The sequence below is a fragment of the Kitasatospora sp. NPDC056181 genome, assembly GCF_042266225.1.
GTDB lineage: Bacteria > Actinomycetota > Actinomycetes > Streptomycetales > Streptomycetaceae > Kitasatospora.
This window is the reverse complement of sequence record NZ_JBHJUK010000108.1, coordinates 1-24,936: the sequence shown is the minus strand read 5'-3', so window position 1 is coordinate 24,936 and position 24,936 is coordinate 1. Positions and strand designations below refer to the sequence as shown.

28 protein-coding genes are annotated in these 24,936 nt (G+C 72.8%); 20 read left to right on the top strand and 8 right to left on the bottom strand.

The genetic code is table 11. The features are described 5' to 3' along the window. Positions 1–3 precede the first annotated feature (3 nt). From ACFC1F_RS31435 to ACFC1F_RS31365, 15 genes are all read left to right on the top strand, one after another. Complete coding sequence (locus ACFC1F_RS31435) at positions 4–207, top strand: hypothetical protein (protein ID WP_376163393.1); 204 nt, start codon at positions 4–6, stop codon at positions 205–207. Positions 208–254: 47 nt separating this feature from the next. Next, a complete protein-coding gene (locus ACFC1F_RS31430; RefSeq protein WP_376163391.1) occupies positions 255–515 on the top strand; it encodes a hypothetical protein in 261 nt (86 codons plus the stop codon). 93 nt (positions 516–608) lie between these two features. Continuing rightward, a complete protein-coding gene (locus tag ACFC1F_RS31425; RefSeq protein ID WP_376163389.1) occupies positions 609–2,942 on the top strand; it encodes an FtsK/SpoIIIE domain-containing protein in 2,334 nt (777 codons plus the stop codon). Positions 2,943–3,200: 258 nt separating this feature from the next. Then, the gene (locus tag ACFC1F_RS31420) at positions 3,201–3,389 is read left to right on the top strand and encodes a hypothetical protein (protein ID WP_376163387.1); all 189 of its coding nucleotides are present in this window, start codon (positions 3,201–3,203) and stop codon (positions 3,387–3,389) included. Between the two features lie 16 nt (positions 3,390–3,405). Continuing rightward, positions 3,406–3,948 carry a hypothetical protein gene (locus tag ACFC1F_RS31415; protein ID WP_376163386.1) on the top strand — a complete coding sequence of 181 codons (543 nt, stop codon included), beginning with the start codon at positions 3,406–3,408 and terminating at the stop codon, positions 3,946–3,948. A 23-nt stretch (positions 3,949–3,971) separates the two neighbouring features. Continuing rightward, entirely contained in the window at positions 3,972–4,286 is a 315-nt protein-coding gene (locus tag ACFC1F_RS31410) for a hypothetical protein (RefSeq protein ID WP_376163384.1), read from the top strand. A gap of 117 nt (positions 4,287–4,403) precedes the next feature. Then, on the top strand, positions 4,404–4,901 hold the full coding sequence (gene ssb / locus ACFC1F_RS31405) for a single-stranded DNA-binding protein (protein ID WP_376163382.1): 498 nt from the start codon (positions 4,404–4,406) through the stop codon (positions 4,899–4,901). Between the two features lie 108 nt (positions 4,902–5,009). Next, positions 5,010–5,600, top strand: coding sequence for a hypothetical protein (locus ACFC1F_RS31400; RefSeq protein WP_376163380.1), 591 nt, complete (start codon positions 5,010–5,012; stop codon positions 5,598–5,600). Further along, the gene (locus ACFC1F_RS31395) at positions 5,597–5,950 is read left to right on the top strand and encodes a hypothetical protein (protein ID WP_376163378.1); all 354 of its coding nucleotides are present in this window, start codon (positions 5,597–5,599) and stop codon (positions 5,948–5,950) included. Before ACFC1F_RS31400 ends, ACFC1F_RS31395 begins: the two co-directional genes overlap by 4 nt. Next, positions 5,941–7,479, top strand: a complete 1,539-nt coding sequence (locus tag ACFC1F_RS31390; protein ID WP_376163377.1) for a DNA cytosine methyltransferase — start codon at positions 5,941–5,943, stop codon at positions 7,477–7,479. Before ACFC1F_RS31395 ends, ACFC1F_RS31390 begins: the two co-directional genes overlap by 10 nt. Next, positions 7,476–7,829, top strand: coding sequence for a hypothetical protein (locus ACFC1F_RS31385; RefSeq protein WP_376163375.1), 354 nt, complete (start codon positions 7,476–7,478; stop codon positions 7,827–7,829). Before ACFC1F_RS31390 ends, ACFC1F_RS31385 begins: the two co-directional genes overlap by 4 nt. A 20-nt stretch (positions 7,830–7,849) precedes the next feature. Then, positions 7,850–8,539: a hypothetical protein gene (locus ACFC1F_RS31380; protein WP_376163373.1), complete on the top strand. Its 690-nt coding sequence runs from the start codon at positions 7,850–7,852 to the stop codon at positions 8,537–8,539. A 9-nt stretch (positions 8,540–8,548) separates the two neighbouring features. After that, positions 8,549–8,815 (top strand): hypothetical protein, encoded by a 267-nt coding sequence (locus ACFC1F_RS31375; protein ID WP_376163371.1) that lies wholly within the window; start codon positions 8,549–8,551, stop codon positions 8,813–8,815. Between the two features lie 58 nt (positions 8,816–8,873). After that, entirely contained in the window at positions 8,874–9,761 is an 888-nt protein-coding gene (locus ACFC1F_RS31370; RefSeq protein WP_376163369.1) for a DNA primase, read from the top strand. A 104-nt stretch (positions 9,762–9,865) separates the two neighbouring features. Further along, entirely contained in the window at positions 9,866–10,987 is a 1,122-nt protein-coding gene (locus ACFC1F_RS31365) for an AAA family ATPase (protein WP_376163367.1), read from the top strand. Positions 10,988–11,300: 313 nt separating this feature from the next. Here ACFC1F_RS31365 and ACFC1F_RS31360 read toward each other — a convergent pair whose 3' ends face one another. After that, positions 11,301–12,911, bottom strand: a complete 1,611-nt coding sequence (locus tag ACFC1F_RS31360; RefSeq protein WP_376163366.1) for a recombinase family protein — start codon at positions 12,909–12,911, stop codon at positions 11,301–11,303. Here ACFC1F_RS31360 and ACFC1F_RS31355 point away from each other — a divergent pair. After that, entirely contained in the window at positions 12,905–13,498 is a 594-nt protein-coding gene (locus ACFC1F_RS31355) for a hypothetical protein (protein WP_376163364.1), read from the top strand. The genes ACFC1F_RS31360 and ACFC1F_RS31355 overlap by 7 nt on opposite strands. A gap of 291 nt (positions 13,499–13,789) precedes the next feature. Then, entirely contained in the window at positions 13,790–14,155 is a 366-nt protein-coding gene (locus ACFC1F_RS31350) for a cupin domain-containing protein (protein ID WP_376163362.1), read from the top strand. 42 nt (positions 14,156–14,197) lie between these two features. On the opposite strand, the gene ACFC1F_RS31345 is transcribed toward ACFC1F_RS31350, so the two are convergent. The 6 genes from ACFC1F_RS31345 to ACFC1F_RS31320 form a co-directional block, all read right to left on the bottom strand. Next, complete coding sequence (locus ACFC1F_RS31345; RefSeq protein ID WP_209416873.1) at positions 14,198–14,692, bottom strand: DUF1203 domain-containing protein; 495 nt, start codon at positions 14,690–14,692, stop codon at positions 14,198–14,200. 155 nt (positions 14,693–14,847) lie between these two features. Further along, positions 14,848–15,708, bottom strand: coding sequence for a hypothetical protein (locus ACFC1F_RS31340; protein WP_376163360.1), 861 nt, complete (start codon positions 15,706–15,708; stop codon positions 14,848–14,850). Then, positions 15,705–16,259 (bottom strand): SigE family RNA polymerase sigma factor, encoded by a 555-nt coding sequence (locus ACFC1F_RS31335; RefSeq protein ID WP_209416875.1) that lies wholly within the window; start codon positions 16,257–16,259, stop codon positions 15,705–15,707. The genes ACFC1F_RS31340 and ACFC1F_RS31335 overlap by 4 nt, the downstream gene beginning before the upstream one ends. Before the next feature lie 135 nt (positions 16,260–16,394). Beyond that, entirely contained in the window at positions 16,395–17,720 is a 1,326-nt protein-coding gene (locus ACFC1F_RS31330) for an Ig-like domain-containing protein (RefSeq protein WP_376163358.1), read from the bottom strand. A gap of 195 nt (positions 17,721–17,915) precedes the next feature. Beyond that, positions 17,916–18,254 (bottom strand): hypothetical protein, encoded by a 339-nt coding sequence (locus tag ACFC1F_RS31325; protein WP_209416876.1) that lies wholly within the window; start codon positions 18,252–18,254, stop codon positions 17,916–17,918. 506 nt (positions 18,255–18,760) lie between these two features. Next, complete coding sequence (locus ACFC1F_RS31320; protein WP_209416877.1) at positions 18,761–20,161, bottom strand: cystathionine beta-synthase; 1,401 nt, start codon at positions 20,159–20,161, stop codon at positions 18,761–18,763. Positions 20,162–20,409: 248 nt separating this feature from the next. Between ACFC1F_RS31320 and ACFC1F_RS31315 the strand changes: the two genes are divergently transcribed. From ACFC1F_RS31315 to ACFC1F_RS31305, 3 genes are all read left to right on the top strand, one after another. Beyond that, positions 20,410–21,498 (top strand): SGNH/GDSL hydrolase family protein, encoded by a 1,089-nt coding sequence (locus tag ACFC1F_RS31315; RefSeq protein WP_376163356.1) that lies wholly within the window; start codon positions 20,410–20,412, stop codon positions 21,496–21,498. 120 nt (positions 21,499–21,618) lie between these two features. Further along, positions 21,619–22,839: an acetyl-CoA C-acetyltransferase gene (locus ACFC1F_RS31310; RefSeq protein WP_148643151.1), complete on the top strand. Its 1,221-nt coding sequence runs from the start codon at positions 21,619–21,621 to the stop codon at positions 22,837–22,839. Between the two features lie 300 nt (positions 22,840–23,139). Continuing rightward, the gene (locus tag ACFC1F_RS31305) at positions 23,140–24,096 is read left to right on the top strand and encodes a hypothetical protein (RefSeq protein WP_376163354.1); all 957 of its coding nucleotides are present in this window, start codon (positions 23,140–23,142) and stop codon (positions 24,094–24,096) included. 313 nt (positions 24,097–24,409) lie between these two features. On the opposite strand, the gene ACFC1F_RS31300 is transcribed toward ACFC1F_RS31305, so the two are convergent. After that, positions 24,410–24,787, bottom strand: a complete 378-nt coding sequence (locus ACFC1F_RS31300; protein WP_376163352.1) for a hypothetical protein — start codon at positions 24,785–24,787, stop codon at positions 24,410–24,412. Positions 24,788–24,936 lie beyond the last annotated feature (149 nt).

Here is a 24,936-nt window from a genome sequence, read left to right as displayed (position 1 = left end):
GCCATGACGTTCAACTCCGGCGACGAAGTACTGATCGTTTCCTGCGAGGACGACCCCCGGGCGGCCGGCCGGACCGGCCGGATCGTCGACGAGGTGCCGCCCGGCCCGCTCACCAATGGCCGGTGGACCGTCAACCGGATCGACCTGCTCATCGGCCCCACCCTGTGCCACACCCACGAGCTGCAGCCGACCGGCCACCGAAGCTGACCCCCGACGCCGCCCTCACCACCTCCGCCCAGAAAGGCAGTCCACCGATGCTCTCGTCCGTCTACCTGCACATCAACGCCGACACCGCCGTCAAGGTCCACACCAACGAGACCGCCGACGTGGGCCCCGGGTGGCCGTTCATCGTCCTGAGCGGCGAGAAGACCTCCCTGGCGCTCGTCCCGGCCAACAGCGCGTCCCCCGCCGAGGTGCTCGCCTTCGCGCGACGCCTCGCCGATGGCACCGGACGCTTCTTGGCCGCCGCCGAGGCCTACGCCGGGAACACCCGCACCCCGCTCGACCAGCTCTGACCATGCCCCGGGGCGGCCGCCCAAGCCGCCAAGCATCGACCGGCCGCCCCGGGCCCCTTGCCCGCACAACTGCGCTGTGAGGAAGGACCCTCAGTGAACCACGACGAGTACAGCCCCAACGATCTGCCCGAACCCGACGCCACTCCCGCCGTCGAGGGCGACGAGGCGAAGATCCTGCGGTTCGACCGCCTCGCCAAGCCCGGCCCCGCGCCCGCCCCGTCCCCGGCTGCGGTGCCCGACTCGGTGTACGTTCCCGAGGACGCCCCGGCCGCCGCTCCGGTGGAGGTTCCGGCGGTGGTCGCGGCGGCCGAACGCGAGGACCTGGCCGGGGACCGGCCGCTCGTTCCGGCGTGGATCCGCACCCGCGAGGGGCGGCGCACGATGTCCCGGGCCCGGGCCAAGCAGCTGCGGCGGGCACTGCGCCGGTGGGCGGCCCGCCAGCGAACCCCCCGCGGGCACGCGGCCCAGGCCTGGCGCGGGGTGCGGCGCTCGGCCCAGTGGACGGCCGGGTTCGAGGGCGCCCACGTGCAGGCCGCCGGCCACCAGGCCCACATCGCCACCCGCGAGGCCCGGGACCTGGCCCGCCGGGCCCGCTTCACCCTGCTGCCCGGTGACCGGGCCCTGGCCCAGAAGCAGTCCGAGGCCGCCCTCGCCGTCGCGGTCGCGGCGGTCGCCGCGCACAGGAAGGCCAAGTCCAACCGGCGCCGGATCCGCTTCGCCCGCGCCCTCGTCGCCTTCGGCATCCCCGCCGTCCTCGTCCTGGCCGCCTACGTCGCCTTCGGCGCGGGCGGGCTGCTGCTCGGCCTGGCCGTGGTCCTCGGTTTCGAGGCGTTCCTCGGCCGGCAGCCGGACCGGGAGACCGTGTGGGACGCGGACGTTCGCTCCCTGTCGGACGGCGACCCGATGACGGAGTCGATGCTCGACCGGGCGTTCAAGGCCGCCAGGGTGATCGGCGAGTCACAGCGCCTGACCATGGTCACCCCGTGCGCCATCGACCCGGCGGTACCGAACGCCTGGCACGCCGTCATCGACCTGCCCGACGTGACGGTGAAGAAGGCCCGCGACCGGGCCGACGAGATCGCCGCCGCGATGGGCATCGACCGCACCAACCTCGACATCCGCCAGGTCGGCTCCAACGGCCGCCGGATGGCGATCTGGGCATGCGGACAGGACCCCTTCCTCGCCACCCGCCGCAACCCGCTGGTCGCCGGCCGGGCCAAGACGGTGAACACCTGGCGCGACGGCTTCCCGCTCTCCTTCGACAAGCGCGGCAACGTCATCCGGCCGACCCTGTCCGACTACTCGTTTCTGTTCGCCGGCGCCACCCGCTCCGGCAAGGGCATGGGACTTGCCAACCTCCTCGCCGCCGCCATGCTCGACCCGCGGGTGCGGATCCGGCTGTTCGACGGCAAGGGCGCCGGCGAGTACGTCCCCCACGCCCGGGTGCTGGCCACCTTCGTGCGCCGCAACCCCGGCCGGCTGGTCAAGTTCCTCCGCCTCATGGTCGAGGAGATGAACCGCCGCACCGAGATCCTCGTCGAGGCGGGTCTGTCCAAGGCCAACGAGAAGCTGGTCGACAAGCTCGGCGGCATCGAGCTGGTCATCATCGACGAACTCGCCACCTACACCGCCAAGAACGGCCCGTCCGGCAAGTACGCCGAGGAGATCACCGAACTCCTCGCCCAGATCGCCGCCGTCGGCGCCGCCGTCGGCATCGTCCTCGCGCTCGCCACCCAGTACCCCGAGGCCGAGATCGTCACCCCGCGGCTGCGCGGCAACCTCGCCGCCCGCATGGCCATGCGCGTCGAGTCCCCCGGCGCCTCCAACGTCGTCCTCGGCGACGGCATGGTCGGCCAGGGCTACGACGCCTCCAAGATCCCGATCGAGAAGACCAGCCGCGGCCGCAACTGGCTGACCACCCCCGACACCGGCGTCATCGAGACCCGCTCCCTGTTCATCGACGAGAACGCCGGGGAGATCCTGCCCCTGATCGAACAGGGCGTGGCACTGCGCGAGGCGGCCGGGTGCCTGCCCGGCCACTACGACGACCCCGTCGAGGCCGCCATGACCCGGATCACCGGGGTGAGCGCCGCCGCCGGCGGTGCCGACGGCCTCGGCACCGTGATCCGCCGCACCGTCCTGGACCACCTCGTCACCGCCGCCCGGCAGACCGGGCGCGGCCAGATCACCAACGCCGAGGCCCTCGCCCACCTTGCCGCCGTCGACCCGGGCCGCTACGGCCGCCAGCCCGGCGAGGCGGAGGGCGCGTGGCTGTCCCGGGTCGGCAAGACCCTCAAGACCGACCTCGCCGACCTCGGCGTCGACCTCGCCCAGGGCCGCCTCACCGAGGCCGACGGCAGCCGCCCCAACGGCTACACCCTCAAGGCCCTGGGCGACGCCGCCACCACCGTCGCCGACGCCGCCTGAACGCCCGGAAAGTCCGGTTTCACCGCCCTGACGGGCGCCTGACCGCCACACAAAACCGCAGGTCACAGCCCTGCGGGTCACGTCGGCTGCCCTGACGGCCCCTGACGGCCACGGCCCCGCGAGCCGGGGTCCGTCAGGGGCCCCGTCGACACCGTCACCCGTGTGACCTGCGCTTTTGTGCGCGCGGCAGGGGCCCGTCAGGGCACCCCGGAATACCCAAACCACCCCAAACCACCCTCCCGGGAAGAGAGTCGCCCCGTGCTGCTCACCGTCTCCGCCGCCACCCTGTTCGGCGTCATCCTCGCCGTCATGCTCCGCATGCGCGCCGTCTCCGTCGGCGGCGCCCTCGTCGCCGCCCTGTTCGGCTTCTACCTCGCCGCCACCGGCATCGCCCCCGCCGTCAACGACGCTCTCGCGACCCTGTTCCGCTCCCTGCCCCTGCACTGAACGAAGGGAAACCGCCATGGCCACGACCCTGCACAGGCTGCCCGGCATGCCGGACCTCGCGTTCGTGGCCGACGGCGGCGAACTCGTCCGCGAGATCGAGCGCTACCTCGCCTCCCTCCCCGCCCCCGCCCGCCGGATCACAGTCCCGGCCATCTGCGCCCTCGGCCGGGCCCCCGTCGCCTGGGACCTCGGCATGCCCCGCCCCCGCCCCACCCTCCTGGACCGCGCCCGCAACCGCCCGCCGGCGCCGGTGCCGATAGACACCGCCACCCACCTGCGCCTGCTCTCCCGCTACCTCACCGTCCACGGCTGGTGCCAGGGCCTGCTCTGGGACGACGCCGGCCGCTCCTGCATCCTCGGCGCCCAACTCGCCGTCCTCGCCGCCGGATACGGCACCCAGACCACCGCCATGCACGCCCGCCGCTACCTCATGGAGCAGTTCACCGCCCACGACCCCACCGTGCGCTCCGTCGACCAGTGGAACGACACCCCCGGCCGCACCCCGGCCCAGGTCCACCGACAGCTCGACATCGCCGCCGCCCGAGCCACCCACCACTGACCCAAGCCCCCGAAAGGCACCTGATGGACGACGACTTCGACATGTCCGACTTCGACGACCAGCCCGCCCGGGACGAGGAGAAGGCCGCCGAGATCGCCCTCGACCTCGCCGACGAACAGCGCCGCCTCGACGAGGAACAGGCCGACCCGCGCCCCGGCCACACCGAGCGGTGCGAGGGCTGCCACGGCACCGGCGGCGGCTGCGAGGACGAGGCCTGGGACGACGACGCCCAGGACAACGTCCCCATCGACTACGACCACTGCCCCGAGTGCGGTGGCTGCGGCTACTACGACTGCGACGGCACCTGCGAGTTCGCGCGGCACCCCGACGAGATCTGATCCGGCCTGTGCCGACCGCCGTGCCGCCCACCGTCCGCTCACCAGGCGGCCGGAGGACGGCGCGGGGGACGGGCAGACCCCGCTCCCGGACCACACCAACGCCTTCTGGAGGCACCCGTGTCCGTGGGAGACACCCCGATCACCGTCGTCGGCAACCTCACCGACGACCCCGAACTCCGCTTCACCGCACAGGGGGTGGCGATGGCCCGCTTCACCCTCGCCTCCACCCCGCGCACCTACGACAAGACCACCGGCCAGTGGCGCGACGGCACCGCGATGTTCCTGCGCGCCACCGCCTGGCGCGAGGTCGCCGAGCACGCCGCCGACTCCCTGACCAAGGGCATGCGCGTCGTCGCCACCGGCCGACTCGTCCAGCACAACTGGCAGACCCCTGAGGGCGAGACCCGCTCCATGCTCGGCCTCGACATCGACGACATCGGCCCCAGCCTCAAGTTCGCCACCGCCAAGGTCACCAAGGCCCAGCGCACCGGCGCCCCCGCCCCGGCCGCCCAGGCCGACCCGTGGTCCACCGCCGGCCCGACCGCACCCGCCACCCCGGCCCCCGGCACGTGGGGCGGCGCCCCGGCCGGCGGCCCGGAAGAGCCCCCGTTCTAACCGGACCGCCCCGGACAGCACGAAACCCCGCAGCAGCCGCCGGATCTTGGCAGAGAGGCGGCTGCTGCGGGGCCATCCGATCCCCGTTCAAGAGACCAGGACTCCAGCATGCCCGAGTTCGACCACACCACGCTCGTCGTCATCGACGACATCGCCGACCAGGAGCGCGCCAGCAACGGCCACTCCCGCTACGACGCCTACCTCGCCCAGCACGCCGACGACTTCCACGACAACGGCGAACCGCTCAGCCCGGCCGAGTTCGCCGCCGCCGCATGGCGGATCGCCACCATCCCGGTCATGACGCCGGCCTACGCGGCCGTGCGCAACGACCTGCACCAGGTGGCACTGTCCATCGACCACAACGGCCGCGCCCAGTTCTGCACCCACGTCGGCCTGCACCACAGCGCGCTCACCCGCCGCCCCGCCGGACGGCCCCTGGACTGGGAGCACAGCTCCTGGGACCGGCCCGGCGAGCCCTGGCCCCACCTGGCCGGCCCGGACCGCACCCACCGCACCGTGGTGCTCGTCACCGCCATGGTGCTCCTCCCCGTCCCCGACGACATCCTCATCCGGCCCACCGGCACCCGGCCCAGCCGGACCCTCACCCACGAGGCCAAGACCGTCGTCGCCGCCCTCGCCGAGCACGCGAACCGGCACCTCGCCCCGCTCGTCGCCGACCTGCTCGGAGGTACCCGGTGACCACGCTGCTCAGGGTGGTCGGCCCCGACCGGGCCGCCGCCCACACCCACCGCCTCGCCCGGCACATCGCCGCCCTCGACGGCCTGGCCCCGGCCGCCGCCCTGCGCCTGGCCGCCGAGCGCATCGAGGCCGGCGACCCGCTCGCCCTCGCCGCCCCCGGCCAGATCTGGGCCCTGCGCCCCGACGTCAACGAGGACGACGCCCCGGCGTGCGCGCTCGGCATCCTCGCCCGCACCACCCAGCCGCCCGCCCTGCTCGCCCAGGACGAGCACGGCACCGTCGAGACCCTGCCCCTCGGCGTCCTCGACCTGTTCCACCTCACCACCTGGACGGAAGAACCGTGGGCCTGACCTACATCGACTTCTTCTGCGGCGCCGGCGGCAGCAGCACCGGCGCCGCCGCCGTCCCCGGCGTCACCCCGGTCCTCGCGGCGAACCACTGGGACAAGGCCATCGCCTCCCACGCCGCGAACTTCCCCGACGCCGACCACTTCCTCGGCGACCTGCACGACCACGACGTCGCCACCTTCCCCGCCGCCGACCTCTTCTGGGCCAGCCCGGAGTGCCCGAAGTGGTCCAACGCCCGCGGCAAGCGCCGCGACTTCGACAAGCAGCCCGACCTGTTCGGCGAGACCCTCCCGGACGCCGCCACCGACCGCTCCCGCGCCCTCATGTGGGACGTGCCGCGCTACCTGGGGGCCATGGCCGCCCGCGGGAAGCCGGTACTCGCCGGGATCGTCGAGAACGTCATCGACGTCCGTGCCTGGGACCTGTGGACCACGTGGGTCGGCGACATCCGCGCGCTCGGCTACCGCACCCGACTGATCGCCCTGAACTCCATGCACGCCTACCCGCGCACCGTCGCCCACGCCCCGCAGTCCCGCGACCGCCTCTACCTCGCCTACTGGCGAACCGGACTGGGCCGCGACCCGGACTGGGACAAGTGGCTGCGGCCCACCGCCTGGTGCGAGGGCTGCGACAAGCCGGTGCGGGCCGTGCAGGCGTTCAAGAAGCCCGGCGCCGACATGGGCCGCTACCGCCAGCAGTACCTCTACCGCTGCCCCAACGTGACCTGCCGCAACGCCGTGGTGGAGCCGCCGGTGCTCCCCGCGGCCGCCGCGATCGACTGGTCCCTGCCCGGCACACCGATCGGCGACCGGAAGAAGGCCCTGTCCCCCAAGACCCTGGAACGGGTCCGCGCCGGGCTGGCCCGGTACGCGGTGCCGCTGCTCGCCCCGGCCGGCGGGACCTGGCGCGAGGACGCCAGCCCCGTCACCGGCCTGGCACCGGCGCGCACCACCCGGGAGAACGACGCGCTCGCCATCCCGCCCCTGCTCGTGCCCGCCGAGGGCCGCGACGGCAAGACCGCGGCTCCCGCTTACGAGCCGCTGCGCACTCAGACCGCCCGCAACGAGACCGGGGTGGCGTGGCTGCCGTTCATCGCCGAGCTGCGCGGCGGTTCCTCCGACGCCCGCCCGGTCCTGGACGCGCTCGCCACCGTCACCGCCTCCGGCAACCACCACGGGCTCGTCACCGGGTCCGGCATGGCGCCGGACTGGTCGTCGGTGCTGCTGCCCTACTACGGCAACACCACCGCCCGCCCGGTCGCCGAACCGCTCGGCGCACTCACCACCCGCGACCGGTACGCCCTCGTCCACGGACCGCGGGTGCCGCTGGACGAGGTGCTGTTCCGGATGCTGGAGCCCGGCGAGATCGGCGCCGCCATGGCCTTCCCCCGCGCCTACACGGTGCTCGGTACCAAGCGGGAGAAGGTCCGCCAGTACGGCAACGCCGTCACCCCGCCCGTCGCCGAAGTACTCGTCTCCGCCCTGGTCGAGGCCGTCACCGGCCGAGACCTCGACCCGGGCAGCGTCTCGTGAGCGGGCGTGTCCCGCCGCTCGCCCACACCGGGCTGTGGCAGGCCGTCATGGCGGCAGCGGCCGGCCGCTGCCAGTGCCGGGGCACCTGCGGCAAGAACCACGCCAAGGACGGCGGGCGCTGCCTGGTCGTCCACGGCGGCTACGGCCAACGGCACGGCACCGGCACCGTCCGCCTGCTCGCCGCGCCCGCCGAGCCGGCCGATCTCCTCCTGCCCCCGCACCGAGCGGCCGCGCTGCCCAAGGCCGCGCTCGCCGCCTGGTGCCCGGCATGCCTCGACGCCACCACCCGCGGCGCCCGCCGGGCCTGCCAGTCGGGCGCCGCGCCCGCCGAACCCGACGCCCTGTTCTGACCACCCCGGAGGGACCCGACATGTCCGTCACGGTCACAGACCTGCCGACGATCGTCCGCCAGCTCTCCCCCCACATCAGCCGCGACGACACCCTGCCGTCCCTGTGCGGCATCTACCTGGAGGCGACCGGCACCCACCTGTTCGCCACCGCCACCGACCGCTACACCTTCGCCCTCGCCCGCCGCGAGGCCGCCGAGCCGGAGCCGTGGAAGGCGCTCATCACCCACGCCGACCTCACCGCCCTGCGCGCCCTGTTCCCCGCCCGCCGCCCCGCCGACCTCACCCTCACCCACAGCCGCGGCTGCACCCGCAACCCCGACGGCTGGCTGACCGTCAGCGACGGCACCCGCTCCCTGCGCCTGTCCGCGGGCGCCACCCTCGCCAGGAAGTTCCCGAAGTGGCGCCCGCTGTTCGCCGACGCCCTCGCCGCCGAACCCCACCAGGACACCGAAACCCTGTACAACGCCGCCTTCCTCGCCCGCTGGCCCAAGGCCGCCGAGCGCCACCAGCCGCTGACCACGTGGTCCGCCGGGCCCGGCAAGCCCCTGCTCGTCGCCGCCGGCCCCGACTTCCTCGGCCTCCAGATGCCCGTGCGCCTCGACCGACAGCCCGACACCCCGGCCCGCGAGCGCCAGGACCGCGCCGCCCTGCGCACCACCTGGGCCGACTCCCTCACCCCGGCCACCGGCCGCCGCCTCAAGGCCGCGTAGGAGACCGCCATGGCGATCCGCGCCATCACCTTCCACATCGTCACCTGCGACATCTGCGGCGACGAGGACACCGACGAGGTCCTCCCGCTCTTCGACACCCCGCAGATCGCCGCCGACAACGCCCGCCGCTGCGGCTGGCTCGTCACCGCCGACCAGCGCACCATCTGCCCCGACAACGACCACCAGCACCTCGCCGCCATCGACCGGCTCATGCCGCCCGAGCCGCACACCGAGACCGACGGCCAGCTGCCGCTCCACCCCGACCCGACCAACTGACCACCCGGTCCCCGGGGCGGGCTGCCACGCCCGCCCCGGGGCCCCGGAAGGAGACACCATGCCCGCGAACCCACTGCCCGCCGTCGGCTGCTGTCTGGTGGTCGCCCTCCGCCTGGCCGGGTCCGGGCTGCCCGTGCTGCCTCTGCGGGACGGAAAGCTCCCGGTCGGCAACTGCCCGGCCTGCGCGGCCAACGCGTGCGGCGGCCGGCCGAACATGAAGGTGCCGGGACCCTGCGTCTGCCCGGCCCCGTGCCATGCCTGGGCCGCCGCAACCACCGACCCCGTCGTCCTGACCGGGCCTGGATGGGCCCGCGCCTGGCGCGAGGCCGACACCGTCGCCTACCACCCCGGCGGCGCCGGCGTCACCGTCCTCGACCTCGACAGCCGCCTCGCCGTCGCTTGGGCCCGCGAGACCCTGCCCGCCACCCTCACGGTGCCCAGCACCCGCGGCGAGCACTGGATCTACCGGGGCGTCATGCGCTCGGCCAACGCCGTCCGCCCTGACGTGGACATCAAGTCCCACGCGGCCTACGCCCGCTGGCTCGGACCCGGCACCAGCACCATGGCCCCGCTCCCCGACTCCGTCCGCGCCCTGGCGCGCAAGGAAGACACCACCCCCTCCCCGCCGGGCGGAGGGGTGGTGTCTTCCCGCCCGACCGCCTGGGCCCGGACCGTGAACAGCGGCTGCCGCCACACCGACCGCTTCGTCCGCACCGGACTCGACCGCGGCCTCGCCAGAATCCGCGCCCTGCGCAAGAGCGGCGCCGCGAACCAGGCCTACGGCGTCGCCCGCTTCCTCGCCGCCCAGCACACCCACTGCCCCGGCCCCTGCGGCCTCGACACCCTCGCCCAGGACCTCATCGGCGCCGCCGTCTCCGTCGGCGTCCCGCACGACTACGCCGCCCGCGCCGTCGCCAACGGCCTCGCCGACGGCGAGCCCCGATAACCCGGCCACCCACCGACAACCGTCCCTGACCGGACCACCCACGAAAGGCCACCCGCGATGACCGCTCCCCAGCCGCCGGCCACCCGTCTCCACCCGGCCACCGCGTGACCCGCCCCGCCGACCCCCGGGACGCACCCGACGGCCGCCGGCTGCGGATCGTCGGCGACGACGAGACGGACATCCCCTGGCCGGACGAACCCGCCCCGCACACCGACCCCTGGACCACCCCCGCCCCGCAGCCCCGGCCCGCACCCGCAGAGCCGCCCAGCGCCCCGCCCAGGCCCCGCACGGTGTGGACAGCCGCCGACCTCATGGCCACCGACTTCCCCGAACCCCGCTGGGCCGTCCCCGGGTTCTTCGCCGAAGGCGTCAGCCTGCTCGCCGGACCGCCCAAGGTCGGCAAGTCCTGGCTCTCCCTCGGCCTGGGCCTCGACGTCGCCGCCGGCCGTCCCGCCTTCGGCAGCATCGAGGTCGAACCCGGCCCCGTGCTCTACCTCGCCCTGGAGGACACCCCACGCCGCCTCAAGACCCGTATGGCCAAGCTCCTCGCCGGACGCGAAGCCCCCAGGGCCCTGACCCTCGTCACCGAGTTCCCGCCGCTGCCACAGGGCGGCGCCGACGCCCTCGACCGATGGCTCACCCAGAACCCCGGCGCCCGCCTCATCGTCATCGACGTCTTCGCCAAGGTCCGCGGCACCCCGCCCCCCGGCGTCGCCGCCTACGACGCCGACTACGCCGCCATCGGCTACATCAAACAGGTCGCCGACCGGCACGCCGTCGCCACGATCCTCGTCCACCACGTCCGCAAGATGGCGTCCGACGACTTCCTCGCCGAGGTCTCCGGCACCAACGGCCTCGCCGGCGCCGCCGACGCCACCCTCGTCCTCAAGCGCTCCCGCGGCAAAGCCGACGGCGTCCTGCACATCACCGGCCGCGACGTCGACGAGAACGAACACGCCCTGGAGTTCCAGCCCGACACCGGCAGCTGGCTCCTCCTCGACGGCCCCGCCAGCGACCACACCGTCGGCGACACCCGCGCCCAGATCCTCGCCCACCTCCGCGCCCACCCCGGCAGCAAGCCCATAGACATCGCCGCCGCCATCGGCGTCGAGGTGGAGCTGACCCGTCGTACCTGCTCGCGGATGGCCAAGGACGGCCAGCTCCACCGCTCCCCCGGGGGTGTGTACGCACCCCCAAGCTCGCCGGACACCCTGCCCGACAGCTGAAGTGTCCGGCCTGTCCGGTTGTCCTGCCGCATGCCCTGACCAGGCATTTTCAACCGGACAGGTGCCCCGGACAGGCCGGACACCCACCATGCCGCTGTCACTAAGGAACGTCAGCAGCAGGATCATTCGCCCCTCGTTCCCGTGAGGAGAGTCGGTGGTACCCGAAGACCTTCGGAAGCGCGTCGCCGCGTCCCGTGCGGCTCAAGGCCTTCCGCCCACCATTGAGGATCCCGGAGTCATCGAGCGCGTTGCCCAGGTGTTCGAGTCCGTCGCGTCGCCAGCGCCGTCGCCCCGCATGGCCAGCGTTGTCCGGCTATGCGACCCAGTCGAAGACGAAGCGGTCCGGATCCCACTTCCGTCGCGGATCGCTGGGTAGGACGTCGATTCGATGAACCGCAGCCCCGACAACCGCACGCCGCTGGGAGTCGTTCAGCTTGTCCTTCCAACGGGCGTGCATGTCGTCGTAGCTGCCTACAAAGGTGCGGAGAACCGAGTGCCTGGTGATTCGCGCCAGTCGAGCCCGATTGAACTCCAAGCGTCCGTCGAAGACAGTTCGGGCAGCCATCCACTCCGCTCGGCTGATTTTGCGACTGCCGAAATCTGTTGCCAGATCTTCGAGTTCTTGCTCATCTGCCTTGATCTCGGCAAGAAGCTCAGCGTCAGCGGCAGGCTCCACACCAGACAGGCGCTCCATAAACTGCTCGGACGCTAGCGCAGCAAGGACCATGTCCCGTACGTGGTCGTCGGTGCGCTTCGCGTTCGTCGCGGTCCCGCCGCAGCTGTCTGTCCCGGGCACATTCGGGCAGACGTAGCGGGGCACTCCGGAACGGGGCCGGCCGACCATTCCCCAGCCGCAGGGTTTGCCGTCTGGCCTCGGCTTGGCGCAGTGCAGGATTCCGGAGTTGATGTACACGCGGCCTCCGCTCGTTGGCCCCGTCTTACGCCGCCCCGGCTCGCTGAGCAAGGTGCGTAGGCGGTCAGAGTCCGTGTCCGAAATGATTCCCGGCCAGACGGCGTCAGCCACAATCTCACCCAAGAGGGGCCGGGTGGTCTCGCCCACCTTGCGTGGTCGGTACTCGCGGCGGCCGCTGATGCGGGCCGAGGCGAGCATGCGTCGGAGGCTGGTCGGCGTGAACGGACGGCCGGCGGGGGTGACAAACCCTCGTTGGTGGAAGTCCTTACAGATGCTCGACAGGCTTTCTAGAGCGAGCGTTCGCCGCGCCGCCTCCCGAACGATCGCGGCTTCAGATTCCCGTACGGTCACGCTGTCGTCGTCGTAGCCGAACGGGCGGCCTCCACCACCCGAAAGCTTGCCCGCCTCAGCTGCCTGCCGGCGCTGCCGTGCTTGGCGCTCAGCCTTGTGCTCGGCCTCGTGCCTCGCTGCGGCTCCGAGCATGCGAGCAATGAGACGGCCGGTCGGGGTCCCGAGATCGATCTCTCCGGTGACGGTGCCAAGCTCCACACCATGCTTGTCGGCAAGGTCGATCACGTCTTCAAGCTCACGTGGTGACCGGGTCAGGCGGTCCACATGCCAGCACACCACAGCGTCCACGAGACCCGCGCGGACATCCTCCAGGAGCGCTAGCCACTTCTCGCGGGGCTTGCCGCTGTACGCGCTGGTGTCGTTGTCTGGGTAGACACCAACCACCTGCCAACCCCTGCGCTCGCAGAGGGCCCGGCAATCGGCTTCCTGCCGAGCGATTCCGAGGCCGGCGCCCTCGCGGTCCTGACTGATCCGGCAGTAGATCGCGGCTCGTCTCGTCATGGCTGGCATGGTGCCAGGGAACAGGTCACACTGCGACACCCCGGAAGTAGCGAGATCTCCTGACTGGTCCGGTTGCAGCCAGGCAATATCTGCGATGCCCTGGTGACATAGGGCAAAGGTGACGATGACGAACAGAGCCAGAGGTGATGGTCGTGACATGCAACCAAGCAGAATTGAAGAAACAACTCGATGGCCTTAACCAGGAACTGACCGACCTCAAGCAAATGCGCCTTGAGTGCCACACAGAAGATGATGTGAAGCATTGCCTTGTACTGACAGCACAAGGCGTTGCGCGCGTACATGGGGAGATCGCGTGGGTCGAGAGGCAGATCGAGCTATGCAAAGAGATCAACGATCTCACAGTAGGGACCTGGGCCATCGAAGCCACCGACCGAAATGGGAGTTCACTTCCAGACTTCTCGGGCACACTTGTAATTTCTTCATGGGACGCCGCAACGAATGAGTTCGATGGCGACTTCACTCTCGCAGATGGCCGCAGGACGTTCCTGATCGCCCGATCCATTGAGCCGCCAGCCGCAGGATCTGGATTCAACATGCAGGTCACCCTTAACAGCGAAACTCAAGAGTTAGACATCTACTACGGCGGAACCATAGAGTGGGCAAATCCACCCTCCGTGAAAGGCGACTACCTTTCAGGAGCTCTCATTCAAGGGCCATCACTTCAAGGGTCTACATGGGTGGCCACAAAGCAGAATCTGACTCGACCGCCACACCCACCGGCATGATGACAGATGGTCAGATTCGGCGGCCTTACAAGCTGGCGCCCTCGCGGTCCTGACTGATCCGGCAGTAGATCACGGCTCTTCTGGCCATAGGTGGCATGACGCCAACCGATGGGTCACATGGCGACACCCTGGTAGGCACGGGGGCCAGTTGCCCGATCGGGGTCGCCCGCACCTCGCAGGGCTGAGCGCAGCGCGGCCGGCCCCGGCCGGGCGCAGACTGGAAGGACCAGCCCGCCGGCCCCCGTCACCGAGTGCTGGTGACGGGGGCCGGCCCTGTTCCGAGGAGGACCGATGGCCGGCCTCATCCGCAAGAACTTCGACGACCAGGCCGAGGAGGTCCGCCCCTTCGAGGCGGGCACGGGCGAGCTGCGCCTGGTCAACCTGGAGGGCGGCGCCGTCGGACGGGCGGTCTTCCAGCCCGGCTGGCGGTGGTCCCGGCACATCAAGCCGATCGCCGGAACCGACAGCTGCCAGGCCTCCCACCTGGGGTACGTGATCTCCGGGCGGATGAAGATCGTGATGGACGACGGCGAGGAGGCCGAGTTCGGCCCCGGCGACTTCATGATCTGCCCGCCCGGCCACGACGCCTGGGTGGTGGGCGACGAGCCCTGTGTCGCCCTCGACTGGCAGGGCTTCGTCGACTACGCCAAGCGCTGAACCGCCCGCCGGGGAGCCCGCCGGGGAGTCCGCCGCGGGCCCTCAGGCGCCGCGGCGGACCTCGTGCATGAAGCAGCCGAAGTGCAGCGCGCGGACGTGCACCACGGCCACCTCCGGGTCGGCGAGCAGCGCGGCGGCGCCCGCCTCGGCGGTCTCGGGGGTGACGGTCACGCCGCCCAGGATGTGCCCGCGCCGGTCGTACGCGCGCAGCACCCGGTCGCCGGTGTGGAACGCGGCCGGCCAGGCCGCCCCCGTGCCGGGGCACGCGCCGTCGTGCACGAAGACCGGGCCGACCTCGTCGTACGGGCCCGGGTCGGCCCCGGTCTCGGCCGCCCAGCGACGGAGCGGGGCGTAGCCGACGAGGGCGATCCGGTCGCCGGGCAGCGCCCGGGTGAGGCAGCACCGCAGCGGGGCGCCGCCGGTCTCGTCGGTCGAGCGCACGGGCGGGCGCCCCGCGTCGTCGCGCACCAGCAGGGTGCGGTGGACGGCCGGGTCGATCGGGCGGACGGCCGGGGCGGGCGGGGTGGTTGTCGTCATACGGTCCACCCTGCCGCCCGGCCCGCGCCGGGTCCGGCGGGTTTCGGCCGTCGCGTTCGGGAGCGGCGGCGCGTCCCGGTCCCGGCCGGCGCGTACCGCAGCAGCGCCCGGGTCCGCCCGTCGTGCACGGGGCCGCCGTCACCCCGCCGGGAACGCTACAGCCGGGCCGGGGCCTTCTCCTGGGCGCCGTCCGCGCCCAGCCCGGGGAGCTCGGCCAACAGCCTGCCCTCGGCGTCGTAGGCGGCGAGGGCAGGGTTGGTGGGCCGGCCGCCCGGGAGCTCGGGCATGCCCGGCAGCACCACGTAGTAGGCCGTCCAGTCCTTCATGCCGGGGGTGGTCACCAAGGTGGCGACGGTCGGCTTCCCGCCCACGAAGGCGACGATCCTGGCCGGCTGCGGGCCCAGGTAGAAGCTGGCCACGAGGCTGCGGTCGCGGCCGAACGTGCCCTGGGCGTAGATGCTGGGCTTGTCGTGCTCCAGGTTGTCGCTGGTGACGTCCCGGCAGCCCGTTCCACTGCCCCAGGTACCGGAGGCGTCGCGGTACTCGTCGCACTTCTCCCTGGTGGTCACCCACATCCGGGCGCCGTCGGCGAACTCGACCTTCTCGCCGGCGGCCACCTGCCGGACCGGGGAGAGCGGCAGCGCCGTGGTGCCGGGCGTGGGCACGGCGGTCGGCGTGGCGGTCGGCGTGGACGTCGCAGCCGCACCGGGCACGGCCCCCGCCGACGGTGTCAGCGCCGCGCCGGCGGCCCCCGCCACCCCGCCGGTCTGCCGGGCGCTGCCGACCGTGACCGCCGTGACGCCGCAGACCAGCGCCACGGCCAGGGCCGCCGCCCCCGCTCCCGCCGCCCGCCGGCCCCGGCGGCGGCGGGCCCGGGCGATGATCGGCCCGGGCGCCAGCCCGGCCGTCCCGCGTTCCTGCTCCATCAGCTCACCGAGCCGCTTCTCGACGCTCATGCCGTCACCGCTCATGCCGTCACCGCTCATGCCGCCACCGCTCACACCGTCACCGCTCACACCGTCACCTCGACGTTCCTCGGGGTCGGACCCGCCGTACCGCCCTCGCGGTCGGCGAGTTCTGGCAGTGCGCGCAGCTTCGACAGCGCCCGGTGGAGCGTGCTCTTGACCGTGCCGGGGGCGATGCCCAGTTCGGCGGCGGTGTCGGCCTCGCTCAGGTCACCGTAGTAGCGCAGCACCACGACCGTCCGCTCCCGCCGGGTGAGGGTGGCCAACGCCTGGTGCAGCAGGGCCTGTTGGGCCTGCCGTTCGGCGAGGTCCTCGCGGCCGGGCCGCTCGGGCGTGCGGTCGGTCGGCAGCTCCCGGTTGCGTAGCCGCCGCCACCAGTCGCGGTGCTGGTTGACCACGATCCGCCGGACGTACGCGGTCGGGTCGTCGGCGGTGATCCGGTGCCAGTGCAGGTAGGCGCGTTCCAGCGCGGACTGCACGATGTCCCGGGCCCGGTGCGGGTCGCCGGTCAACAGCTCGGCCAGCCTGATGAGTTGGCCGCTGTTACCGATGACGAACGCACTGAACTCGGCATCCTGGCGCTGTCTCTGCTCGCGTTTCACACCCTCCCGACTCCTCGGGCGGGCCACGGGGTTCTGTCCGTCCGGGAGGAATTTCCGGGGAGCGGCCCCGGTCACCCGGGACCGGTCACACCACCGGGGCGCGGGTCACCACCGGAGGGCGGGCTCGGCCGCCGCTCAGAGTGCGCTGCCGGCCTTCCACGCGGCCCAGCCGACGTTCCAGCCGTTGAGGCCATTGGACGGCTCGACGGTCTTGTCCCCGGAGTTCACGACCTCGACCACGTCGCCGATCATCGAGCTCCGGTAGAACCTGTAGCCGTCCGCGCCCTGGTCCTGCCCACCCTGGGCGTCCTTCAGGCCGACGCAGCCGTGGCTGGTGTTCTGACCGCCGAAGATCGACGACGGGGACCAGTAGTTGCCGTGGATGAAGGTGCCGGAGGTGGTCAGCCGCTGGGCGTGCGGCACGTCGGCGATGTCGTACTCGCTGCCGAGGTTGACGGTCTGGGAGTTCATCCGGGTCTGCTGGAACTGCTCGGAGATGACCATCTTGCCGCCCCAGGTGCGGTGCTCGGGGGCGCCGCCGGAGATCTTGTACACCGCGCTGACCTGGCCGTCGGTGGTGACGGTGAGCGTCTTGGCGGCGAGGTCCGCGACGCTGGTCTGCGCGCGGCCGATGGTGAAGCGGACGTCCTTGGACTGGGTCCCGTAGACGCCCTTCGCCCCCTGCACGTCCTTGAGCCGGAGCTTGACGGTGACCTTGGTGCCCTTGGCCCAGTACTCCTGCGGCCGGAAGTCGAGGCGGGTGCTGGAGAACCAGTGCCCGACGATCTCGACGCCCGGCTCGGCTATGACGGTGATCGCCTGCTGGACGGCCTTGCGGTCGGTGACCGGCTTGCTGAAGTTGATCGAGACCGGCATGCCGACGCCGACGGTGGAGCCGTCCTCGGGCGTGAAGTAGCCGACGAAGGTGTTGGCGGGGGTCGCCGTGGTGAAGGTGGCGTTGGCGTCCGCCTCCAGCTTGTCCTTGTCGGTGGCCGAGGCGGTGACGGTGTACTTGGTGCCGCTGGCCGGTGCGGCGGCGGAGGTCCAGCTGGTGCCGTCCGCGGAGAGCTCGCCGGCCAGGGCCTTGCCGGTGGCGTCGGTGACCTTGACCGTGCCGAGGGTGCCGCCGGCGACGGCGACCCTCACCGGGTCGCTGAAGCTGGCCGCGGTGGCGCCGTCGGCGGGGGTGACCGTGATGACGGCGACGGAGGTCTTCGGCGAGCTGCTCGCAGCGGTGCTCGCCCCGCCGGTCCCCGCCCCCGCATCGCTGCCCGCTCCCGAGCCGCTGCCCGGGGACGTCCCGCCCCCGGCGTTGGCGCCCCCGGCATTGGCGCCCTCGCCGCCCTTGGTGTCGTTGCAGGCCGCCAGCAGCAGGACCGGCGCGCCGATCAGGCCGGCCAGCACGCCGCGCCGCGTCCAGTTGCCTCCGCCTGCCCGCCCCTGACCGTCCCGTGCCGTCACGTCGCGTTCTCCCTGCTGATCATCCCGGGCATTACGGATACAGAAACGCAAACTGCCCCTTCACGGTTCCACCATCAACGGAGATCGATCGTATGAGATGACCCAACTTCCGACCAAATATGGACAAAACGCCCGGCCTGCGAGGAGCAGACCGGGCGGTCACCAACCGTGACGGTGGTGGGAGGAGCAGGGCGACTACTCGGCGGACTCCTCCACCGTGTACTCGTCCCAGCCCTCGCCCTCGGGGTCGAACTCGGTCTGCGCGGACTCCCAGGTCGCCGAGGCGAGCTCCACGCCCGGGACGTCGCCGAGCAGGGCGACCGGGTCGATGAAGTGGGCGAGCGAACCCGACGGGTCCACCTCGATCGCCTCGACGGACTGGGCGCGCTCCTCGTCGTCGAGGTACTCGTCGTCGGTCACCTGCTTCAGGGCGGCCGCCTTGAGGGCGCCCTCGTCGGTGATCTCGGCGATGAGCTCGATGCTGAGCCGGACGTAGCGCGGGGCGTCCTGGCCGGTCGTTTCAGTGCTGGTCATGCGTGCGAGCGTACGGGAAACGGGCACCGGAGCCGGACACCGGAAGGGCCGGTCCCTCCGGGGAGGGACCGGCCCGCCGTCTCCGCCGGGGCTCCCCCACCCGGGAGCCGCGGAGACGCGCCAAGCGGCGCGCTGGTCGTCGCAGGAGCCGCCGCACCCTGGTGACCGGCCGGAACCGGGCAGGGGCGGGACGACGGCGCCTCCTGTGACGGGCCCCTCCCGCCCGATGCCGGGCGGGGAGGGCGGACACGGCCGCCGGCCCAGGGCCGACCGACGTGTCCGGAGACGACCGCGTCCGCCGGGGAGCCGCTCCCGGACGGTTGCCGTCGCCTCACTCGGCGTCTTGCCGTTGACCACCACGATGCCCGGGTGTTGTTAAGCGCGTGCTGCGCGCAGGTGACGCCGGTGTACCACTTCGCCCGTGGACGAACCCCCGGCCACCCCTGCGGGCCGGGCGGGCCGAGCGGGCGTCAGTGCCCCTCCCGGCCCGGCCGGCTGAGCGGGCGTCAGTGCGCGGCGCGGCCGGCCAGGAAGCCCAGCAGGTCCTGGCGGGTGACGATGCCCTGCGGCTTGCCCTCCACCAGCACCACCGCGGCGTCGGCCTTCTCCAGCACGCTCATCAGGTTGGTGACCGTCTCGCCCGAGCCGACCACCGGCAGCGGCTTGGACATCACCTTGTCCAGCGTGTCGGTCAGCTGGATCTCGTTGGCGAAGACGCCCTCCAGCAGCAGCTTCTCCGCCACCGACCCGATCACCTCGCCGGCCATGATGTCGGGGTGCCCGGCGCCCGGGGAGACCACCGGCATCTGCGAGACGCCGTACTCGCGCAGCACCCGGACCGCCTCGGCGACGGTCTCGTTCGGGTGCATGTGGACGAACTGCGGGATGCCCTCGTGCTCGATGGCGTCCTTGCGGGCCAGCACCTCGCCGATGTGCGCCTCGTCGGTGGCCGAGGGCAGGAAGCCGTAGTCGGCCATCCAGTCGTCGTTGAAGATCTTGGACAGGTAGCCGCGGCCGCCGTCCGGCAGCAGCACGACCACGACGTCGTCCGGGCCGAGCCGCTTGGCGACCTCCAGCGCGGCCACCACGGCCATCCCGCAGGAGCCGCCGACGAGCAGGCCCTCCTCCTTGGCGAGGCGGCGCGTCATCTGGAACGAGTCCTTGTCGGAGACGGCCACGATCTCGTCCGCGACGTTGCGGTCGTAGGCGGTCGGCCAGAAGTCCTCGCCGACACCCTCGACCAGGTACGGCCGGCCGGTGCCGCCCGAGTAGACCGAGCCCTCCGGGTCGGCGCCGATCACCTGGACCTTGCCGCCGGAGACCTCCTTCAGGTAGTTGCCGGTGCCGGAGATGGTGCCGCCGGTGCCGACGCCCGCCACGAAGTGGGTGATCTTCCCCTCGGTCTGCTCCCACAGCTCCGGGCCGGTGGAGTGGTAGTGCGAGGCCGGGTTCTCCGCGTTCGAGTACTGGTCCGGCTTCCAGGCGTTGGGCGTCTCACGGACCAGGCGGTCGGAGACGTTGTAGTACGAGTCCGGGTGCTCCGGGGCGACGGCGGTCGGGCAGACGACCACCTCGGCGCCGTAGGCACGCAGGGTGTTGATCTTGTCGGTGGACACCTTGTCCGGACAGACGAAGATGCACTTGTAGCCCTTCTGCTGGGCCACGATCGCCAGGCCGACGCCGGTGTTGCCGGAGGTCGGCTCGACGATGGTGCCGCCGGGCTTCAGCGCGCCCGAGGCCTCGGCGGCCTCGATCATGCGCATCGCGATCCGGTCCTTCACCGAGCCGCCGGGGTTGAAGTACTCGACCTTCGCCAGCACTGTCGCGCTGATGCCCTCGGTGACCTTGTTCAGCTTGACCAGCGGCGTGTTGCCGACGAGGTCGATGATCGAGTTGCTGTACCGCACGGGGGTCCTCCCGGGATGTGGGCATGCGAGTGCTTTCGGTACTGCAAAGCCTAGGGCGTGCCACCGGCCCCAGCCCGCCCTTGCGCCGCACCCGACCCGCAGCCCCCGTCACACCCGGCCGGCCCCGCGTCGGCGCCACGGATGGCCCACCCCCGTCGTAGCGCGCCGCCAACGCGGGTAGGAGGGGTGTACAGGTGCACTGGAGAGGCCCCGCCGGGGGCGGCACGAGGACGTGAAGGGGGCACCGGATGCCAGGGGCACAGGAGTCGCGGGCCCGGGTGGCCCGCCGGATCGCGGCCGCCGCGGCGTACGGCGGCGGGGGGCTCGGCCTGCTGGGGGTGGGTCTGGTGGGCGTGCTGGTGACCGAGAGCAGGCTCGCCATCCAGGCCATCGGCATCCTGGACGGCGACCCGCCCAAGGCCGACGGCGTCTACGGCGAGGCCTTCGCCGACGGCGCCGATCCGCAGCCGCCCCTCGTCCTGGCCTTCCTCGGCGACTCCACCGCCGCCGGCCTCGGCGTGCTGCGGGCCCGCGAGACCCCGGGGGCGCTGCTCGCGGCGGGCCTGGCCTCGGTGGCCGAGCGGCCGGTCGAGCTGGTGAACGTGGCCCGCTCGGGCGGGCGCTCCGGCGACCTCTCCGGCCAGCTGGAGCTGGCCCTGCCGCACCGGCCCGACATCGCCGTGATCATGGTCGGCGCCAACGACGTCACCCGGCACAGCCCGGCGCAGGTCGCGGTGCGCCAGCTCGGCGAGGCGGTCGCGGCGCTGCGCGCCAACGGCTGCGAGGTGGTGGTCGGCACCTGCCCGGACCTCGGCACCATCAAGCCGGTGCGCCCGCCGCTGCGCTGGGTGGCCCGCCGGCTGAGCCGGCAGCTGGCGGCCGCGCAGACCATCGCCGTGGTGGAGGCGGGCGGCCGGACGGTGTCGCTGGGCTCGCTGCTCGGGCCGGAGTTCGCGGCACGCCCGGAGATGTTCGCCGCCGACCGCTACCACCCCTCCGCCCAGGGCTACGCGACGGCGGCGATGGCGGTGCTGCCCTCGCTCTGCGCCGTGCTCGGCCTCTGGCCCGAGGAGGAGCGCCCGGCCGGCCCGGTGCCCGGCGAGGCGGTGCTGCCGGTGGCGGTCGCGGCGGCGGCCGCGGCCGGCCGGGCCGGCACCGAGGTGGCGGCGGTCGGCGCCGAGGGCGCGGTCCGGCGCTGGGCGATGCTGCGGCACCGGCTGCGGGTCGGCCTGCCGGGCACCCCGACGGCGGAACCGCAGGCAGGGCCGCAGGCGGGGCCGGTGGCGGAGGACGGGAATACGTCGGCCAGCTCACACGCTGGGGCGGGTGACGCCTGAACTACCAGGCGGTAACTTTCCTCCCGGACGTCCGCGTCCGACCGGCCCCCGCGGCCGGGAGGCCGCCGGGGCGCCCCAGCCCGAAGGACAGTCCGAAGGTCACTCAGCGAGGAGCCCGCCATGCCCGAAGCCGTCATCGTCAGCGCCGCCCGTTCGCCGATCGGCCGGGCCTTCAAGGGCTCGCTCAAGGACGTCCGCCCGGACGACCTGACCGCGCACATCATCGGCGCCGCGCTGGCCAAGGTGCCCCAGCTCGACCCGCGCGAGATCGACGACCTGATGCTGGGCTGCGGCCTGCCCGGCGGGGAGCAGGGTCACAACCTGGCCCGCATCGTCGCCGTCCAGATGGGCATGGACTACCTGCCCGGCGCCACCATCACCCGCTACTGCTCCTCCTCGCTGCAGACCACGCGGATGGCGCTGCACGCGATCAAGGCCGGCGAGGGCGACGTCTTCATCTCGGCCGGCGTGGAGACCGTCTCGCGCAGCGTCAACGGCACGTCCGACGGCATGCCGGGCACCATGAACCCGCTCTTCGACGAGGCCCAGGCCCGCACCGCCAAGCGCGCCGAGGAGGGCGGCGGCGAGTGGCACGACCCGCGCGAGGACGGCCTGGTGCCGGACGCCTACATCGCGATGGGCCAGACCGCGGAGAACCTCGCCGCGCTCAAGGGCATCACCCGCGCCGAGCAGGACGAGTTCGGCGTCCGCTCGCAGAACCTCGCCGAGGCGGCCATCAAGGCCGGCTTCTGGGAGCGCGAGATCACCCCGGTCACGCTGCCGGACGGCACCGTGGTCAGCACCGACGACGGCCCGCGCGCGGGCGTCACCCTGGAGGGCGTCTCCGGCCTGAAGCCGGTGTTCCGCCCGGACGGCACCGTGACCGCCGGTAACTGCTGCCCGCTGAACGACGGCGCCGCCGCGCTGGTCATCATGTCCGACACCAAGGCCCGCGAGCTGGGCATCACCCCGCTCGCCCGGGTGGTCTCCACCGGCGTCAGCGGCCTCTCCCCCGAGATCATGGGCTACGGCCCGGTCGAGGCCTCGAAGCAGGCGCTCAAGCGCGCCGGGCTCTCCATCGGCGACATCGACCTGGTCGAGATCAACGAGGCGTTCGCGGCGCAGGTCATCCCGTCCTACCGCGACCTGGGCATCGACCTGGACCGCCTGAACGTCAACGGCGGCGCGATCGCGGTCGGCCACCCCTTCGGCATGACCGGCGCCCGGATCACCACCACCCTGATCAACTCGCTGCAGTGGCACGACAAGCAGTTCGGCCTGGAGACCATGTGCGTCGGCGGCGGCCAGGGCATGGCGATGGTCATCGAGCGCCTCAGCTGACCTCCGCGTCACCCGTGCGTCAACCCCGAAGGGTCCAGACCACCCATTTGGAGTGACGCTGCGTAATTGAGGGCCGGATCACACCGCGAGGTCGATCCGGCCCTCTTTTCTTCCGAATCCCGACCGGAAATCGACGGTGCGGAGCGGATCAACTCCGCAGCGTAGAGCGGTGTTACCTAACAATTTGGGGACAAGTGCGTAAGTCTCGGACAAATTAGACATTCGCCACTGCGATAACACCCCCGCATGCGGCAGTGTGGAGATGTAACCCCGTTCCGCTCCTCCCTAGGAGTACGTTCCGTGAGCGTCGTCTACACCATCCTGCTGCTGATCCTGATCACCGTGTCGACCGCCGCCCTGCTCCGCCTCCGGGGACTCTCCCGCCGGCTGGACGCGCAGGCCGCGGCCTCCGCAGGGCCCGCACCGGTCGACGAGGCCGCGATACGCCGGGCCGTCGCCGAGGCACTCGCCGCCGACCGCGAGCGGGAGATCACCGAGGCCCGGGCCTTCTGGGCCGAGCAGGAGGCCCGCGCGGCCGAGGACGCGCCACTGTTCGACTCCCCGTTCGCGAGCGTGCTCGGCACCGACGAGTGGCCGCTCTTCTTCCCCCGGCCGACCGGCCCGCAGGACGCCGCCGACAACGCGGGCACCATGGACCCGGAGTTCGGCGAGGCGCTGCGCTCCGCGCTGGAGGACCTGATCAACGAGGGCGGCACCGGCCCCGCCGAGGCCGGCCCCGAGGGCGGCGCCCCGCTGCGCCCCGGCCACCCGGCCGGTGCGTCCGCGCCGGCCGGCGAGTCCGGCGGCGACGCCCGGGCCCGACGCGAGGCCGACCTGCTGGCCACCGGCCTGGAGGCCGGGCTGCTGGACGCCGAGCCGGCCGTCGAGGAGGCGCCCGCCGCCGCCCCCGACCCGCGCCGCCACCCCTCGCACCCCGACTTCGTGCCCAGCCAGGCGCCGTCCCGCGAGTGGACCGACACCCGTCTGGCCACCCTCGCCGAGGAGGGCGTGGCCCTGGTGGACGTCCGCCCCGGCCCGCTCGGCACCCTGGACGTGTACGCCTTCGCCGACGGCACCACGCTCTGCGTCGCCCCCGGTGACCGCGAGGCCGCCTACCGGCTGATCGACGCCGTCCGGGCCGACGAGGACGTCCGGCTGCTCGGCGGCTCGCGGTTCTCCGGCTCGTACTCGCTGACCTTCTCCACCGACGAGGACGCCGTCTACGTGCTCGCCGACCGGGTGGTCGCCAGCATCTGACGCCGGACACGACGACACGGGGCGGACGCCGCGCCAGGAGGCCGGCCGGATCAAGGGGTTACCGATCCGGCCGGCCTCCGGCGTTCCGGCCGTTCGCCGCTCTCCCCGCCCGTCGTTGCGGCCGCCCGTCGTTGCGGCCGCCCGTCGTGGCGGCCGTTCGTCGTGGCGACCGCCCGTCGTTGCGACCGTTCGTCGTGGCGGCCGTTCGTCGTGGCGACCGCCCGTCGTTGCGACCGCCCGTCGTGGCGACCGTTCGTAGCCCTGCCGCCCGCCGTGCCGGCCGCCGCGGTTCCGGGGCCCGCCCGACCGGGGCTCAGCCGCAGAGCGCGGCCGTGGCGTTCACCTCGGCCAGCGCCCCGGCGAGGACCGCCGCGGCCGGCGCGGGAGCGCCCAGCGCCTCCGGGAGTGCCACCTCCGCGTCGTCCGGCAGTGCCGCCAGCGCGGCCGCCAGGTCGTGCCCGGCCACCGACAGCTGGTCACCGACCGCGAAGGCCCCGGCGTCCGGGAACTCCCGCAGCGGCCCGCCCTCGGCGGCCTGCGCCACCGCGGCCAGCCGGGAGGCCAGGGCCAGCGCGGCCGCCGCCCGTGAGGGGTGGCCGGGCACGGCGCCCAGCAGGCGGCTCTGCGGCATGGAGCGGAAACGATCCGCCAAGGAGTCGACGGCCTCGACCAGGGGCTGTGCTTCGGACATGCAGGGAGCCTAACCAAGAACCGCCGGGTCCCGGGGCGAGTGCCCCCGGACCCCGCGGGTATTAAAATGTGCATCAGCAGTGCCACAGCGGCACGGGATAAGTAGTAGCCCCCCAGGAACGCGAAAAACCGCAGCCACTAGAAGTAGAA